General features: G+C 69.4%; 11 protein-coding genes. 1 reads left to right on the forward strand and 10 read right to left on the reverse strand.

Annotation, left to right across the window (positions count from 1 at the left end; genetic code table 11):
* Positions 1-525: 525 nt before the first annotated feature.
* From KY501_RS10380 to KY501_RS10425, 10 genes are all read right to left on the reverse strand, one after another.
* Positions 526-1,299 (reverse strand): hypothetical protein, encoded by a 774-nt coding sequence (locus KY501_RS10380; protein ID WP_224362618.1) that lies wholly within the window; start codon positions 1,297-1,299, stop codon positions 526-528.
* On the reverse strand, positions 1,296-1,505 hold the full coding sequence (locus tag KY501_RS10385) for a hypothetical protein (protein WP_224362620.1): 210 nt from the start codon (positions 1,503-1,505) through the stop codon (positions 1,296-1,298). Before KY501_RS10385 ends, KY501_RS10380 begins: the two co-directional genes overlap by 4 nt.
* Positions 1,506-2,058: 553 nt before the next feature.
* The gene (locus tag KY501_RS10390) at positions 2,059-3,402 is read right to left on the reverse strand and encodes a cellulose binding domain-containing protein (RefSeq protein ID WP_224362622.1); all 1,344 of its coding nucleotides are present in this window, start codon (positions 3,400-3,402) and stop codon (positions 2,059-2,061) included.
* 64 nt (positions 3,403-3,466) lie between these two features.
* Positions 3,467-4,504: a chemotaxis-specific protein-glutamate methyltransferase CheB gene (gene cheB, locus KY501_RS10395; RefSeq protein ID WP_224362623.1), complete on the reverse strand. Its 1,038-nt coding sequence runs from the start codon at positions 4,502-4,504 to the stop codon at positions 3,467-3,469.
* Complete coding sequence (locus KY501_RS10400; RefSeq protein ID WP_224362624.1) at positions 4,501-5,325, reverse strand: CheR family methyltransferase; 825 nt, start codon at positions 5,323-5,325, stop codon at positions 4,501-4,503. Before KY501_RS10400 ends, cheB begins: the two co-directional genes overlap by 4 nt.
* The gene (locus KY501_RS10405) at positions 5,325-7,679 is read right to left on the reverse strand and encodes a HEAT repeat domain-containing protein (RefSeq protein ID WP_224362625.1); all 2,355 of its coding nucleotides are present in this window, start codon (positions 7,677-7,679) and stop codon (positions 5,325-5,327) included. The genes KY501_RS10400 and KY501_RS10405 overlap by 1 nt, the downstream gene beginning before the upstream one ends.
* Positions 7,676-10,222 carry a methyl-accepting chemotaxis protein gene (locus tag KY501_RS10410; RefSeq protein WP_224362626.1) on the reverse strand — a complete coding sequence of 849 codons (2,547 nt, stop codon included), beginning with the start codon at positions 10,220-10,222 and terminating at the stop codon, positions 7,676-7,678. The genes KY501_RS10405 and KY501_RS10410 overlap by 4 nt, the downstream gene beginning before the upstream one ends.
* The gene (locus KY501_RS10415; protein WP_224362627.1) at positions 10,212-10,649 is read right to left on the reverse strand and encodes a chemotaxis protein CheW; all 438 of its coding nucleotides are present in this window, start codon (positions 10,647-10,649) and stop codon (positions 10,212-10,214) included. The genes KY501_RS10410 and KY501_RS10415 overlap by 11 nt, the downstream gene beginning before the upstream one ends.
* A complete protein-coding gene (locus KY501_RS10420; RefSeq protein ID WP_224362938.1) occupies positions 10,646-12,676 on the reverse strand; it encodes a chemotaxis protein CheA in 2,031 nt (676 codons plus the stop codon). Before KY501_RS10420 ends, KY501_RS10415 begins: the two co-directional genes overlap by 4 nt.
* A 2-nt stretch (positions 12,677-12,678) precedes the next feature.
* Positions 12,679-13,056 (reverse strand): response regulator, encoded by a 378-nt coding sequence (locus tag KY501_RS10425; protein WP_224362628.1) that lies wholly within the window; start codon positions 13,054-13,056, stop codon positions 12,679-12,681.
* 382 nt (positions 13,057-13,438) lie between these two features.
* On the opposite strand from KY501_RS10425, the gene KY501_RS10430 reads away from it, so the two are divergent.
* Positions 13,439-13,954 (forward strand): Hsp20/alpha crystallin family protein, encoded by a 516-nt coding sequence (locus KY501_RS10430; RefSeq protein WP_224362634.1) that lies wholly within the window; start codon positions 13,439-13,441, stop codon positions 13,952-13,954.
* The last annotated feature ends 73 nt before the right edge of the window (positions 13,955-14,027 follow it).

Genomic DNA, 14,027 nt, shown 5'->3' on the forward strand with positions numbered 1-14,027 from the left:
TCGCGGAGGCCCGTGATCGTCAGGCCATCAGCCGTCATTGGGGAATGAGACATAGGTCCGTGGCCGTCGCGGCGAGCAGGTGCAGGACACCGCTCTGGTTCACTACCGTGCGCGTCCCCTCTAGGGGACAAGGAAGGCCTCGGGCTCGACATCGAACTCGGGGCCTTCTTGCTTTGGGTCATTCATCTGCGGCAGCGCCGGCGTGCGACGGCCCCCTACCGCGCCACCCATGGGAGGGCGGCCTGGGCAGGCGTGTACCTCAGCCCTCGTTCTCAGAGGGTGGCGCCTTGAAAGCGGCGGGTTGCTCTGTGTAGAAGCGGCGGGAATCCAACCTGCTGCTCGGAGTTTCTGGCGAGAGCGATCCAACTCGGTCGAGCGCCGTTTCCGTTAATTCGTGGCGGGCGCTCTGCCACAGACATCACCTTTCCGCTCTTCGTGCGCGACTCCCTGGCGTGGACGGAGACCTCGGGAGCGCGCGTGTACCTGGTCTTCGCGGCGCACGGGCTGAGCTGATGCCTCTGGCTCTTAAGCCGAGGCCTCAGCGTCCTCGACCATGGAGAGTGGGTAGAGGGCTCGATGGCCGATGTTGGGGTAATACGCCGCGAGATAGAGTTCGCCTGCGATGGACACCCACGCGTGCGTGGCGGGCTCGGGCTGCTCCCAGAGCCAGGCTATTGCCTCCTCACGTGTGGCGAAGGATGCGATGGCAACGGGCGGCTCCACTTGCTTGAGCTCCGCGAGATAGTCATGGATATCGCGGTTCCGTGGCAGACGGCGGATGTTCGTCTTCCGATCATGAACCACGTCGTGAGAACGATCCCCAATCAAAATCCTGGCGGGATCGGGTGGATGCGGGTGGTTTTGGAGCCAGAACTCTGCCTCGCCTGGCGTCTCGAACCAGGCCACTACGAAAGGGGGACCATGAGACTCCACATGCTTCAAGTACACATCCAAGGCTTGGTACTGGTTGGTCACAGAAACGAAGCGGATGGCTTCAAGGATGGCATGGATTCGAGCGGCCTCGCCAGCGGTTGTTGGCGGCTGAAGGAGTCTCTCGAAAAAACTCGCTGCGCTCTTCAGGCGGAGACTCAATCCTGTCAGGCCCTGCGGGGGAGGTTCAACGCTCTCCTGGAGATGATGCGAAAAATCCTCGAAGCGGTGACTCTGCCCAGTGGCGAAAATGAAGTCCAGGATGTCTCGCGCCAGCTCGAGGGTCCGCTTTTCATCGGGTGAAGGACCACCGCTCCACCGGATTCCGATGAGTTCATGAGCATCCGCCAGTTCAGAGAGTGTCGTCACGGCTCTTTCTCTACGGCGTAGGGCATGGGAGGAACCTCGGAGGAGACGAGAAGCACCGCCGGCACAAGAACCAGGGCAGAGCCTGCGCTGCCAACGATGACCACGGTGAAGGCTACCCCTGCGATGACGATAACCGTCCCCAGCAAGAGCTCCTCGCGATGCCGTTTGAGCCAATCCACTGCTTTGTCAGTGACTGGGAACTTCACAGCATCGGCTTGCTCACGGAGCCGGCTGCAATCCAGATAGGCAGGCCTGCACCGGCTGCGGCATATCTCTGCCTTTGAGCCCGCACTTGCATGAGACCAATTGCGGCCTTTGAGACTCGCCTTGCACATCTCTTCACATTGCTCGCGCTCGTCCTCGCAGTCTCGGCTGAAGGATGCGTGGACGATCCTTCGCTCGGCACCTCCAGCTCTGGGGCGGTACGCATACTGTGACAGGTCGAAGTTGCTGGCAGGGACCCAGGAATGGATCACCTGCCCATCTGCCGTCTCTTCGATGACCAGAGCGTACCTGGATAACTCTTGTGGGACTGACGGGCCAGTCCCTACATGCGAGGGAGTGCTACATGAGACGAGGAAGATGATAAGGCTCATCGCTGTGAGCCTCTGAAGCATCCATGTGGCACGCGCAGAAGAGGGAGGGCACCGGAGCATCGCCTGACGCTGCCACGGTGCGTACTTCCTCAGCAAGCGTCCATGCTGTGTCCCATGAGGTGGGGTAGTGCCCGGGGGGAGAGGTGCTTGCTCCTGCCGGAGATCAGGGCACGGTGTCCTTGCGCGTAATCGAAGCGGCGCGGAAGCTGGACACCTTCGCGTCCACCTCGTTGGGCGATAGGAACGCGTCCTTCGCGAAGTAGATCCAATCCGCATCCTCGTAATAGGTGCGCGCGCTGCCGTTGCTCGTATCCAGTTCGATGAACCACAACTGGAAGGCCAGGTACTGGCCAATCGCCGGTGCGAACTGCGAGCCATGGCTCGCCCGCTGCACGCCGTCGATGAAGTACACCGTCCCCGCCGACGACACCTGCAACACCAGCGTGTGCCACCCGTCATGGCTCGCCGAGACCTTGCTCTCCGGGCTCGCCGCCTTGTTCTTGTCCCACGACGTCAGGAACATCGTGCTCGTGTTGCCCTGCCCCCAACCGCCGTTGGGCAGGTACTCGAAGTCCTGCTCCGAGTAGTTGGGATCGTTGTAGGACGTGATGGTGAAGAAGGTCTCCACCGGCTTGTCCGCCAGGAGGCGCGAGCCGCTCAGCGGCGTGTTGTTGAACCGGAACCGCGTCGCGTAGGTGCCGAAGCGGAACTTCTGGGCCTTCGAGAGCACCTCGGAATGCGACGTCCCGCCCGCCGTCCCGTTCGTGCTCGCCACCAACCGCATCAACCGGTTGCTCGTGCCACCGTCGCTCACCACCGAGATGTTCGAGGCCTTCCACTGGGCGCCGCCAACTCCGGGCGCTCCCTGGTACGAGCGCAAGGTCCACCGGTTCTGGAAGTCGGCCTCCGCCGCGCTCGAGTAGCTGAAGTCGTCGAAGAACTCTGCCGACACCGTTCCACCACCACTCGCGCTGGGAGGCGTGCCGCCACGCACTCCACCCAGGGCCGCCGAGCCCGCGTCGTGCACGGTGATCTTGCTCCAGGCAGCGAGCGCGGTCTGCGTGCCGTAGGAGTAGTCATCCGTCTCGCTGACGGAGGCACCAAACGTGATGCCCAGATCGATGGGCACCGTCGTCGCTCCCGCCGCCAGGCTCCCTGCGGCACTGGTGAAGCGGACTTCCACGTACTGATCCGCTCCCGTGGCGGACACACTCCCGCTCGTCACCGTGAGGCCCGCGCAGTCCGCCGCCTTCCACCACCAGCACGCTGGCGTCGCGGTCCGGCCGTTGTTCGTGAACCAGTAGCGCACCACGATGCTGCTCAGGGGAATGGAGGCAGCGGTGTTGTTGCGCAACTGGATGCCCGCTTCGACGATGTCGTCGTTCGGTCCGGCGGCATTGTAGTTCTGATACAGAACCGTGAGGTCTGCGGTTCCCGCGAGGCTCTCGCCCGCAGGCACCATCAACGCAAACACGGCCAACAGGCTCGGCTTCCAGAATGTCTTCATGATACGGGGATAAGAGGAAAGTCCGGGTCTTTTCGGGTTTTCCGTGTGTCCCCGTAGCGTTGGCTCACCGCACGTAGCGCTCGATCAGTGCCACCATCTCCTCCAACGAAGCGCTCGCGTGGGAGAGGCCCGCCTCCGTCACCGCACGCGGCATGCCGTACACCACGCAGGACTCGGGCGCCTCCGTCAGTACGTGGCCCCCCGCCGCACGGATGGCGCGCGCTCCCTCGAGCCCGTCATCCCCCATGCCCGTGAGCACCACCCCCACCGCGTCCGCCCCCCACCCCGCCGCCGCGCTCGCGAAGAGCACGTCCACGGAGGGGTGGTGCGGTGACTGCATCGGCACCCGGGAGAGCCGCGCCTGTGCGCTCTCTCCATCCCGCTCGACCCGCAGGTGCATGCCCGCCCGCGCCAGCACCGCCCGCCCTGGCCTCAGCTCCAGGCCGTCCGTGGCCTCCAGCACCTCCAGCGAGCTCAGGTTGTTGAGCCGCCGCGCCAGCGCCTCCGTGTAGCCCGCGGGAATGTGCAGCGCGAGCGCCAGCGGCGCGGGAAAGTCCCCAGGCAGCGTCGCCATCAACCGCGTCAGCGCGGCCGGGCCTCCCGTCGAAGTCCCCACCACCACCAGCTTCCGCGCCGTCGCCGGCTCCCTCGAAGCCTGGGGCTTTTCCACAGGCCGCGCCTCCGCCGCCGCGCGCACCTGAGCCCCCGCCGCCATCCGCACCTTGCTCACCAGCTCCGCGCCCAGCTCGTAGAGCCGCTCCGTGGCCAGCGCCGTGGGCTTGTGCACCAACTCCACCGCTCCCGCCTGGAGCGCGGCCACCGCCAGCTCGCTCTCCTCGTCCGCGCTGCTCACCACCACCACCCGCGGCGTGGCAGCCCCCGCCAGGGACTTCAGCACTCCCAGCCCGTCCAGTTGCGGCATCACCAGATCCAGCGTCACCACGTCCGGGCGCAGCGCGGCGATCTTCTCCAGCGCGTCCAGCCCGTCCCGCGCCGTGTCCACCACGCGGATGCCCTCCGCGGAGGACAGCACCTGCCTCATGACCTTGCGCGCAAAAGCCGAGTCGTCCACGACCAGAACCTGGATGGGAGACGACGTCATACGCCCTCCTTGGGGCGAGTGTAGAAGAAGGCGCCGCGCCGCTCCTCGCAGTTCAACGCCGTGCCGAAGCGCAGCAGGGACTCGGAGGTGCCTACCACCAGGCTCCCGCCGGGCACCAGGGCCCGGGTCAACGACTCCGCCACGCGCCGCGAGGTGTCGTCCTGGAAGTAGATGAGGACGTTGCGGCAGAGAATCACGTCGAAGGTGCCCAGCGCGGCGATGGCCTCCGCGTCCACCAGGTTCATCCGGCGCCAATCCACCGCGGCGACAAGCTCCGAGCGGACCCGCGGCTTCCCATCCACCAACTCCAGGTACCGGCCCTCGATGCCCGGAGGCAGCGCCCGCATCGCGCGCAGGTTGTGCTCCCCTGCCCGAGCCCGCTCCAACACCCGCTGGCTGTAGTCCGTCGCCAACAGGGACACGCCCTCCAGGACACCCCGCTGGTGGAGCATCATCGCCAGCGTGAGGGGTTCCTCCCCCGTGGAGCATGCCGCGCACCACACCCGCGGCCTCCGGCCCATTCGCACCGCGAGCGCCATCTCGTCCGAGATCACCTCCAGAGGCAGCGGATCCCGGAAGAAGTACGTCTCGTGCACCAGCAGCGCGTCCACGAGGGAATCCAGCGCGGCAGGCCCGCCCGGGTCGTACTTGAGAAAGCAGTAGTAGTCGTAGAGCGACTCGAAGCCCGCCTCCAGCGCTCGGGTGGAGACCTTGTCCGCCACGAGCTCCCGATCACCGGGCTCGTAGTGCAGCCCCGCGCGCTGCTCGACGAGCGACGTGATGATGGCGAAGACCTGTGGAGACAGCGGGAGCGAGGGCATCAGCGGCTCAGAGCCAGGAGGCAGGCACGGCGCACCTCGGGGTCATCGTCCTGGGCAGCGGCCCGCTCCAGCGCCTCGCGGGACTCCACCGTGCCCAGCGCCGCCACCGCCACCGCCACCGCGCGTCGGCCCGCGGGGCTGCTCGACTGGAGCGCCGCGAGCAGTGCCGCGCGCGCATCCGCCCGCTGCATCCGTGCCAGGGCCGCCACCAACAGCGGCGCCACCACCTCGTCCGCGGACTCCAATGCCGCGAGCAAGCCGGGGATGCGGCCCTCGGCCGGCAGCGCCAGCGCGCTCACCACCCGCTCGCGCAGGGCTGGATCCGACAACAACGACACGAGCGCCTGGGTGGCGGCCGTGCCCGAACGGGTGGCCAGGAAGCCCACGGCCGCGCTGCGCACGCTCTCGTCGGGATCCCCCGCCGAGCGCAGCAGCGCCGTCACCGTCTCCGGCGCGTCGTACTCCGCCACCGCCGAGAGGGCCACCAGCCGCGTGGCCGGATCGCCCGTGGTGGCGGCCGCCATCAGCACGGGCAGGGCATCCGGGCGCTTGGACACGCCCAGCCCCAGCAGCGCCGCGCGGCGCACGTCCGAGTCTTCCGAGGCGGCTGCCCGCCGCAGCGCCACCATGGCGCTCTCGGTGTGCAGGTGGGCCAGCGCGTCCACCACCGCCACGCGCACCTGGCCCGCGTCGTCATTGGCCAGCGCGACGATGGCGTCCGCGGCGGCCTCCTCGTTCAACTTCCCGAGGGACTGGCACGCGTAGTAGCGCACCCAGGGATCCTTGTCGTTGAGGCCTCCCAGCAGGCACGAGGTGACGCGCGCCTCCTTCTCCGTCTGTCCCAAGGCGCGCATGGCCGCCGCGCGCGTGCGCTCCGAGTCGTGGCGCGCGGCCTCCAACAGCGCGTCCACCGCGCGCGGATCATCGATGAAGGGCAGGCCGTAGATGGCCGCGTCCCGCAGCCGCTCGTCCTGCTCACGCATGGCCTGGAGCAGCACGTCCAGCCCACGGGGATAACCGAAGTAGGAGATGATCCGCAGGGCCGCGCGGCGGCGGCGCGGATCCGCGGAGCGTGCCGCGGACAAGGCCAGCTCCTCCGTCTGCGCACTGCCGAGCGACTGGATGGCACCCACCGCTGCCTGAGCCACCCGCTGATCCTCGTCCCCCAGGTGCTCGAAGAGAGCGGCCACGGCGGATGGATCTCCAATCCGGGAGAGGGTGTCCGCTGCCAGCGCCCGCACCGAGGGGTCTCGATCCTGCAGGCAGAGCACCACATCCGGCACCGCGGAGGTACGCCGGGCCACCAGGGGCAGCAGCACCAACCGGCGGGCGCTGTCTCCTTCCCGCAGGGCCTGGAGGATGGGACCGTCCGCCTCGGGGCCCAATTCCATGAGGGCGTTGGCCGCCGCGCGAGCCACCGTCGGCTCCGCGTCGAGCAGCGCCAGCAACCCCGTGGCCGCATCCGGCCCGCCCACCCAGCCCAGCAGCCGCGAGAGGGCCGCCTTCTCCGCCGCGTCCGCGCCCGAGATGCACCGGGCCAGCCGGCGCCCCAGGTCCGCCGTGGTCGAGCGCACGCGCAGCGCCGTCTGCACCACCCGCGTCCCACCAAAGCGCTGCACCTGGGCCTCGTGGATCTCCACCAAGGCCACCGCCGCCACGCGCGTCACCGCGTCCGTGCCCCGCTGCAACAGTCCCACCAGGGCAGGCACGGCGGCCTCCTGGCCGGTGCGGCCCAGGGCACGCGCCGACTCGGTGGCGTAGAAGGGATCCGCCAGCAGGCCCAGCAGCGGCGGCACCACGGAGGGATCGCCGGAGCGCCCGAGCACGTCGATGGCCGGGAAGATGCGGAAGAAGTTGCCGCTGCCCAGCGCCGCCAGCAGCGCGTCCACCGCGGCGCCGCCTCCGATGCGCCCGAGCGCCTCGATGGCGGCCACCGCGACGTTGTCATCCGGGTGCACCGTCAGCTTCGACAGCAGAGGCACGGACCGCCGACTGCGGCGCCGGCCCAGCACCTGCGCCACATCACAGACGATGGCGGGGTTGGGATCCTCTCCAAGAGAGATGACGCACTCGTCCACCTCGCCCGTGGAGGCCACCAGTGCCTCCACGGCCGCGGCCAGCCGCGACTCACTGTCACGTCGGCGGCGGAGCACCTCGCACAGCGGCTCCACCGCGGGAGTACCCATGCGCGCCAGCACGCCGATGACGGCGCGGCGCACCGCCCAGCTCGGCGTCTCCAGGTCCGAGAGGAGCGCATCCAGGCTGGTGGCGCCCCGGCGCGCGAGCGCTTCGACGGCCTCCACCTGGGCGCGGTCATCCGCGGACAGGGACAGGGGATGGGTGGAAGGACTCACGCCTGCTCCATCGTGCGGGCGGTCTTCCCTTCGGCCTTCCACGCACCTCGCAGCAGCCCGCTCAGCCGCGAGAGGTGCTCCACCTGCTCGCCATGCATCCTCGAGAGCTGCGTCAGCCGGCTCGTCACCTCACGCACCTCGCCGGCAGTATTGGCCGTCCCGCGAGACTGCTGCGCCGTGGTACTGGCGATCTCCCGGGAGCGTATGCGCATGTCCTCCACCGAGCGGGCGATCTGCTCGCTCATCGTCGCCTGCTCCGTGGAGGCGCGAGCCACCGCGGCCAGGGACGCCGCCTGCCGGCTGGAGGAGGTGGTGATGGCAGTGAGCGTCTCGGCCTGCTCATCCAGCGCTCGCGCCGTCTGCTTGGCCACGCGGCGCACCTCCTCGCCGCCTCGGGTGAGCGAGGCGAGCGACTGGCTCTGCTCCTCGGTAGCGCGAGTCACCTCCGCGGCGAGCTTCGCCACCTGGCGCGCGGCCGTCTCGCTCTGCTTCACGGCCCGGCCCTGCTCGACCACCGCCTTGGCCACGTGGGCCACCTGCTTGCGCGTGTCCTCCATGGCCCGAGCCACCTCCGCCGCACCCTTGGACTGCTCGGCGAGAGCGGCCATGGTGCGCTGGGTGACGGACGTCACCTCCTGAGCGAGCGCGGCCACGCCGCTCACCTCCTTGCTCTGCGCCACCATCGAGGAGCTCACCTGGTGCACCAACGCGCGCATCTGCGAGGCCGCCTTCGCCAGCTCTCCGGCCGCCGTGGCCTGCTCCTGCATCGCGCGGGACACCTGCTCCGCCGCCGCGGCGAGCTGCCCGTTGGAGCGTACCGCGTCCCTGAGCGCGCGGGCCTGGTCCGCCGTGGCCTGCGTCGTCTGCTTGGCCATGCGGCGCATCTCCGCCGCGCCCTGCGCCAGCGCCTGCGCCGCCTGCGCCTGCTCCGTGGCCGAAGCGGCGATGATCCGGCCCTGCTCGCTCACGCGGGCCGTGGCCTGCGAGAGGGACTGCACCGCCTGCACCTGCTCGCTGGTGGCGCGGGACACCTCGCGCACCGTCGTCCCCAACTCCTCCACGCCCTTGAGGATGGAGCCGAGCGCCCGCTCCGCGTCCGTCGCCAGAGAGGCCCCCTCGTCCGCCGCGCGCACACCGTCTCCCGTGGCCGCTGCCGCCTCGCGCGCGGTGTTCTGCAGACCCCGGACGATCTTCGCCACGTCCGCGCTGGCCGCCGCCGCCCGGTCCGCCAGCGCGCGGATCTCCTCGGCCACCACGGCGAAACCGCGCCCGTGCTCACCCGCCCGCGCTGCCTCGATGCTGGCGTTGAGCGAGAGCAGGTTGGTGCGGTCCGCGATGAGGTTGATCGTCTGGACGATGTCGCCAATCTCCTCGGCGCGTCGGCCCATCTCCTTCATGACGCCTGCGGACTCGGTGATGGACTGGCGGATGCGGCTGAAGCCGGCGATGGAGCGGGCCACGGTGGCGCCGCCCTCGCGGGCCGTGGTGCTGACGCGCTCACCCGTGGTGCGCGCCTCCTCGGCCATCTGCGCGATGCGCCGCGTGGCGGTCTCCAACTGGCCAGAGGAGGTGGCGCTGGTGGCCGCCAGGCCGTTGATCTGCTCGGCGCCGCGGGCCACCGCCTGCGCGGAGCGCGCGAGCTGCTCGATGGTGGCGGCGTTGGCGTCCACGGTGGCGGCGTTCTTCTCCGCGGTGGCGGCTACTTCCTCGACGCTGGCGGCCACCTCCGTCACGGTGGAGGCGGTGGAGGCGGCGGACGTCTCCAGGGTGCGGGCGTGCTCGGCCAACCCGCGCACCGAGCGCGCGAGTTCCTCGGTGGTGGAGGCCGTCTCTTCCACGCTGGCGGCCATGCTGGTGGCATCCCGGGACACCTCGCTCAACGCCCGGCCAATACCCGTCACGGCCGTCGTCACCGTGGCCACGCGCTCGCCCACGCCCTGCGCGTCCGTGGCCAGCCGGCTGACTCCTTTGGACATCTCCTCCATGGTGGCGGCCACCTGCTCGGTGGCGGCGGAGCTGGCCTGGTTGCGCGCCACCACGTCCGTCACGGTGGCGCTCATCTGCGTCATGGTGGACAGCAGCTCCTCGCTGGAGGCGGCCAGGTCCTCCGCGCTGACGCTCACGCCCTTCACGGAGCGGGCCGTCTCCTCCAAGGTGGCGGCGGTGTTCTCCGCGCTGGTGGCCAGCAGGGTCGCGTCCTTGCGCACCCCCGAGACGGAGGCGGTCAGCTCCTGCAGCGCGCCCGCCGTCTGCTCGGCCTCCTGTTGCACGCCGCGGGCGGACTCGCTCACCGTCCGCTGCGAGCGCACCAGCGATTGCAGCGAGGCGGAGGTCTCCTCCACGCTGGCGGCCACGGACTCGATGGAGACACGCACCTGCTCACTGGCGGCGGCCTGCTCGTTGCCGCTGGCCGCCAGCTTCGTGGTGAGCTGCTCCAGCGTCTGCAGCACGCCGACGCTCTCCTGCACCGCGCGGGATGCGCTCTCGGCGAGCTGGTGCGGCTCCTCCACCACCGGGTTGCCACTCACGTTCTCAACCGCCATGAACCTTCTCCTCCCCGATGACTCGGGAGAAATCGATGAGCATCACCAGCCGCTGGCCAATCTGGGCCACGGCCTTCACGAAACCTCGGGCCTGCTCCGCCACCAGCGGGGGCGGCGGCTGGAGCTGGTCGGGCGCCAGCTTCATCACCTCGCGTGCGCTGTCCACGAGCAGTCCCACGGTGCGCGCGCCGAGCTGTCCCACCACCACTCGCGAGTCCAATGTCCGCTCCGCGGGCGGCAGGCCGAAGCGCGCTCGCGCATCCACCACCGGCACCACGCGGCCACGCACCTGCACCAGGCCCGCCACATGCGAGGGAGCCCCCGGCACGGGCGTGGCACCGCTGAAGGACTCCATCTGAAGCACCTCGGAGGCCGGAATCGCGTACTCGGCGCCGGCTACCTTGAACACGACGTGGAGTGTGCTCATGCCACCCCTCCTCTCTGGCGCTCCTGACGGAGGGTTCCCTGGGCCGCGCTGAGCGTCGGCAGGTCCAACACCAACGTGGGCTGGCCATCCCCCAGGTCCGTGGCCCCCGCCACCCCAGGCACCTGGACGAGCGGATCCTCGAGCGGCCGCAGGACGATCTCCTGCTGTCCGAGCAGCCGGTCGACGGCGAAGGCCACGGGGGCGCCGCGCTGCCGCACGACGAAGGCCTTGGAGCCGGGGCCCTCGCGTCCGGCATCCCGACGCAGCAGCCGCTCCAACGGCACGAGCGGGACAGCGTGGCCTCGCCGCTCCACCAACGTCACCCCGCCTTCCGCGAGCCCTGGGGGACGGATGATGCGAGTGGAGTCCACTTCGATGATCTCCTCCACCGCGCTCACGGGTACGGCGTAGCGCAGGGCGGCGCACTCGAAGACGAAGGCATCCAGGATGGTGATGGTGAGGGGCACGCACAGCGAGAACGTCGTCCCCTTGCCGGGCTGCGTCTCGAGGTTCAGCTCGCCGCCAAGCTGATCCACGGTGATGCGCTTGACGATGTCCATGCCCATGCCGCGCCCGCTGGTGGAGTCCGCGGACACGCGGGTGGAGAGCCCCGGACGGCAGAGCAGCTCCAGCAATTCCTCGGGGGAGGTGGGCACGGGCACCCCGGCGCGCGCGGCCACGGCGGCGGCATCCACGCCCCGGCCATCATCGCTCACCTTCAGCTCGAGCCTGCCGTTCGTGCGTGCATGGCAGGACAGCCGCACCACGCCCTCCTCGGGCTTGCCGGCGGCGCGGCGCTCCTCGGGGCGCTCCACGGCGTGATCGACGGCGTTGCGCACCAGGTGGACGAGCGCGGGCAGCAGTCGATCCGCCACGCCCTTGTCCAGCTCCGCGTCCCCCACGTCCATCACGAGCCGCACCTGCTTGCCAGTGGTGCGGCGCAGCCCTCGGACAAGCAGAGGCATCCGCTCCAGCACATCGCCCACCCGCACCATGCGCAGGTGGAGGATGGCAGCGCGCAGATCCCGGAGCTGGCGCGCGTTCTCCTGGAGCACCTGGACCAGCTCGCGCGTGGGAGCCCCCATTGCAGTGAGCGTAGCCACGGCGCGCGCGAGCTTCGAGCGGTTGACGACGAGCGCGGCCAGCCGCTCCAGCGCATCGTCCAGGCGCGACACCTCCACGCGCAGCACCCCGCCGCGACGAGGCTCCGCGGCGGCGCTCTCCTCCTCGAACGGGGCTGGCTCGTCGGCAGGCGAAGCGGAAGGAGGGGACTGGGGAGCGGACGCGAGCACCCGTAGGGTCGCGGGTGGACCGCCCACCGCGCCGAGCAGCACCGAGTCCTCGGCATTCGTGAGCAACAGCAACGCGAAGGTGAGGTTCCCCGAGCCCGAGGTGGGACCGGCCAGGGGGACGACCTTGACGATCTCGGCGAGCTGCGCCAGGCGCTCGCGCACCGAGTTGATGGTGAGGCCCGCGGAGGCCCGCTCGGCGGAGGGCACATAGTCCAGCCGGATCGCCCTGCGTCCTGACTGCACGCCCGTCATGAGCTGCTCCTGCTCGGACGCGGAGAGCTTCGAGGCGACCGCGGGCTCCAACTCCAGCGTCACAGCCGCCGTCCGGCCCGCGCGAGAGGCGGCATGGACGTCCAGGGCCTCCAGCCGGTCCAGCAACGCCTTGGGCACTTCGGAGATGGGCTTGCCCAGAGCCAGCTGGCGCACCCGCTGCTCGATGGCACGCAGGCCCTCCATCAGTGGCTCGATGCTGGTCTCGGGCAGCCGTCCGCCCGCGTGATCGGCCTGGCGCAGGCTGGTCTCCATCCAGTGCGCGATGGAGACGACCGGCTCCACGTCGATCATCGCCGACAGGCCCTTGATGGTGTGGAGGGCGCGAAACAGCTCGCGGACACTGCGCGGACTGGCGGAGCGCTGCTTCGCGGCCGTCTCCAGCGCGAGCAGGTGGGTATTCGCGGCTCCGAGCAGCTCCTCCACCTCGGTGAGGTAGGCGGGGAGGAAGTCCGCCAGCTCCACGCTCAACCGCGCCCCCTCTCGAGCAGCCCCCTCACCTCGGTGAGGATGGTGTCCGGAGTGAAGGGCTTGGTCATGAAGCGGTCCGCCCCCACCTCGAGGGCCCGGGCCCGGGACGCCTCGTCTCCACGGGTGGTGACGATGACGATGGGCAGGTGGCGCAGTGTGTCCTGGCTGCGCACGAACTCGACGACCTCGATGCCGCCAATGTCCGGCATGTTCAGGTCGAGGATGATGAGATCATACGGCTTGAGGGACAGCCTCTCGATGGCTTCCAGTCCACTGGAGGCATGGGTGAAGGCGAGGCCAGGGTAGGGCCGCAAGCAGGCCACCACCATGTCCCTCATCACCTTGCTGTCATCGACGACGAGTACTTCGGGCATGAACGTCCTCTGGCAACGGCTGGCCAACCTAGAGAGATTCCACGGGAGGGAAAGCTCTCACCGTCCGGCGTACCATGGCATCGCCCAGTGGCCGACATTCCGGTGGGGTTGATACGGGGATGTAGCGAGCGATCTCGCCCGCGCCACACATAGCGCCTGCCCTGTGGTTGGGCGGCCTGGCGGGCAACCCCGAGGGCGCCTGCCGCGAGAAGAGCGGCGGTGTCGGCCACTCGACAGGAGACCCTGGGTGGCCCGCGGAGACCGCCCGCCCTTCCGCTCGCAGGCATCGAGCCTTGCAGCGATCGGATCCTGCTTTACGGTTCGAAGAGACGGCGGCGAGTCCCCGTGACTTCGCTGCCAAAGCGAAGAAGGAGGAACCGTCATGGCTGATCTACCTGTTCGTCGTGGTGGTGGCACCGGGGGTCTTCAGAGAACCCGCGAGTGGGATCCCTTCCAGCGCATGCAGGAACTGATGGGGTGGGATCCGTTCGAGTTGATGAACCAGTGGTTGACGGGTGGTGGGCGAGAGAGCGCGCTCACCTTCGTCCCGGCCTTCGAGGTGAAGGAGACGAAGGACGCCTTCATCTTCAAGGCGGACCTGCCGGGAGTGGAGGAGAAGGACATCGAGGTGACGCTCACCGGTGACCGCATCGTCGTGAGCGGCAAGCGGGAGAGCGAGAAGCGCGAGGAGTCCGACCGCTTCTACACCTACGAGCGCAACTACGGCTCGTTCAGCCGCGCCTTCACCCTGCCGGAGGGCGTGAACCCGGACGCGGTGAACGCGGAGCTGAAGAGCGGCGTGCTGACGCTCACGCTGCCCAAGCGCCCCGAGGTCCAGCCCAAGCGCATCAAGCTGGGCCTGGGCACCTCGGAGAAGAAGGACCAGATCAAGGCGTAGTGGCCTGGGCCTGAAGGGAAGTGGCCCGGCTGCCATCCGGGGCGGCCGGGCCTCCGCAGGCCTGGGGCTCGGC

This window comes from Hyalangium versicolor (genome assembly GCF_020103695.1).
Classification (GTDB): domain Bacteria; phylum Myxococcota; class Myxococcia; order Myxococcales; family Myxococcaceae; genus Hyalangium; species Hyalangium versicolor.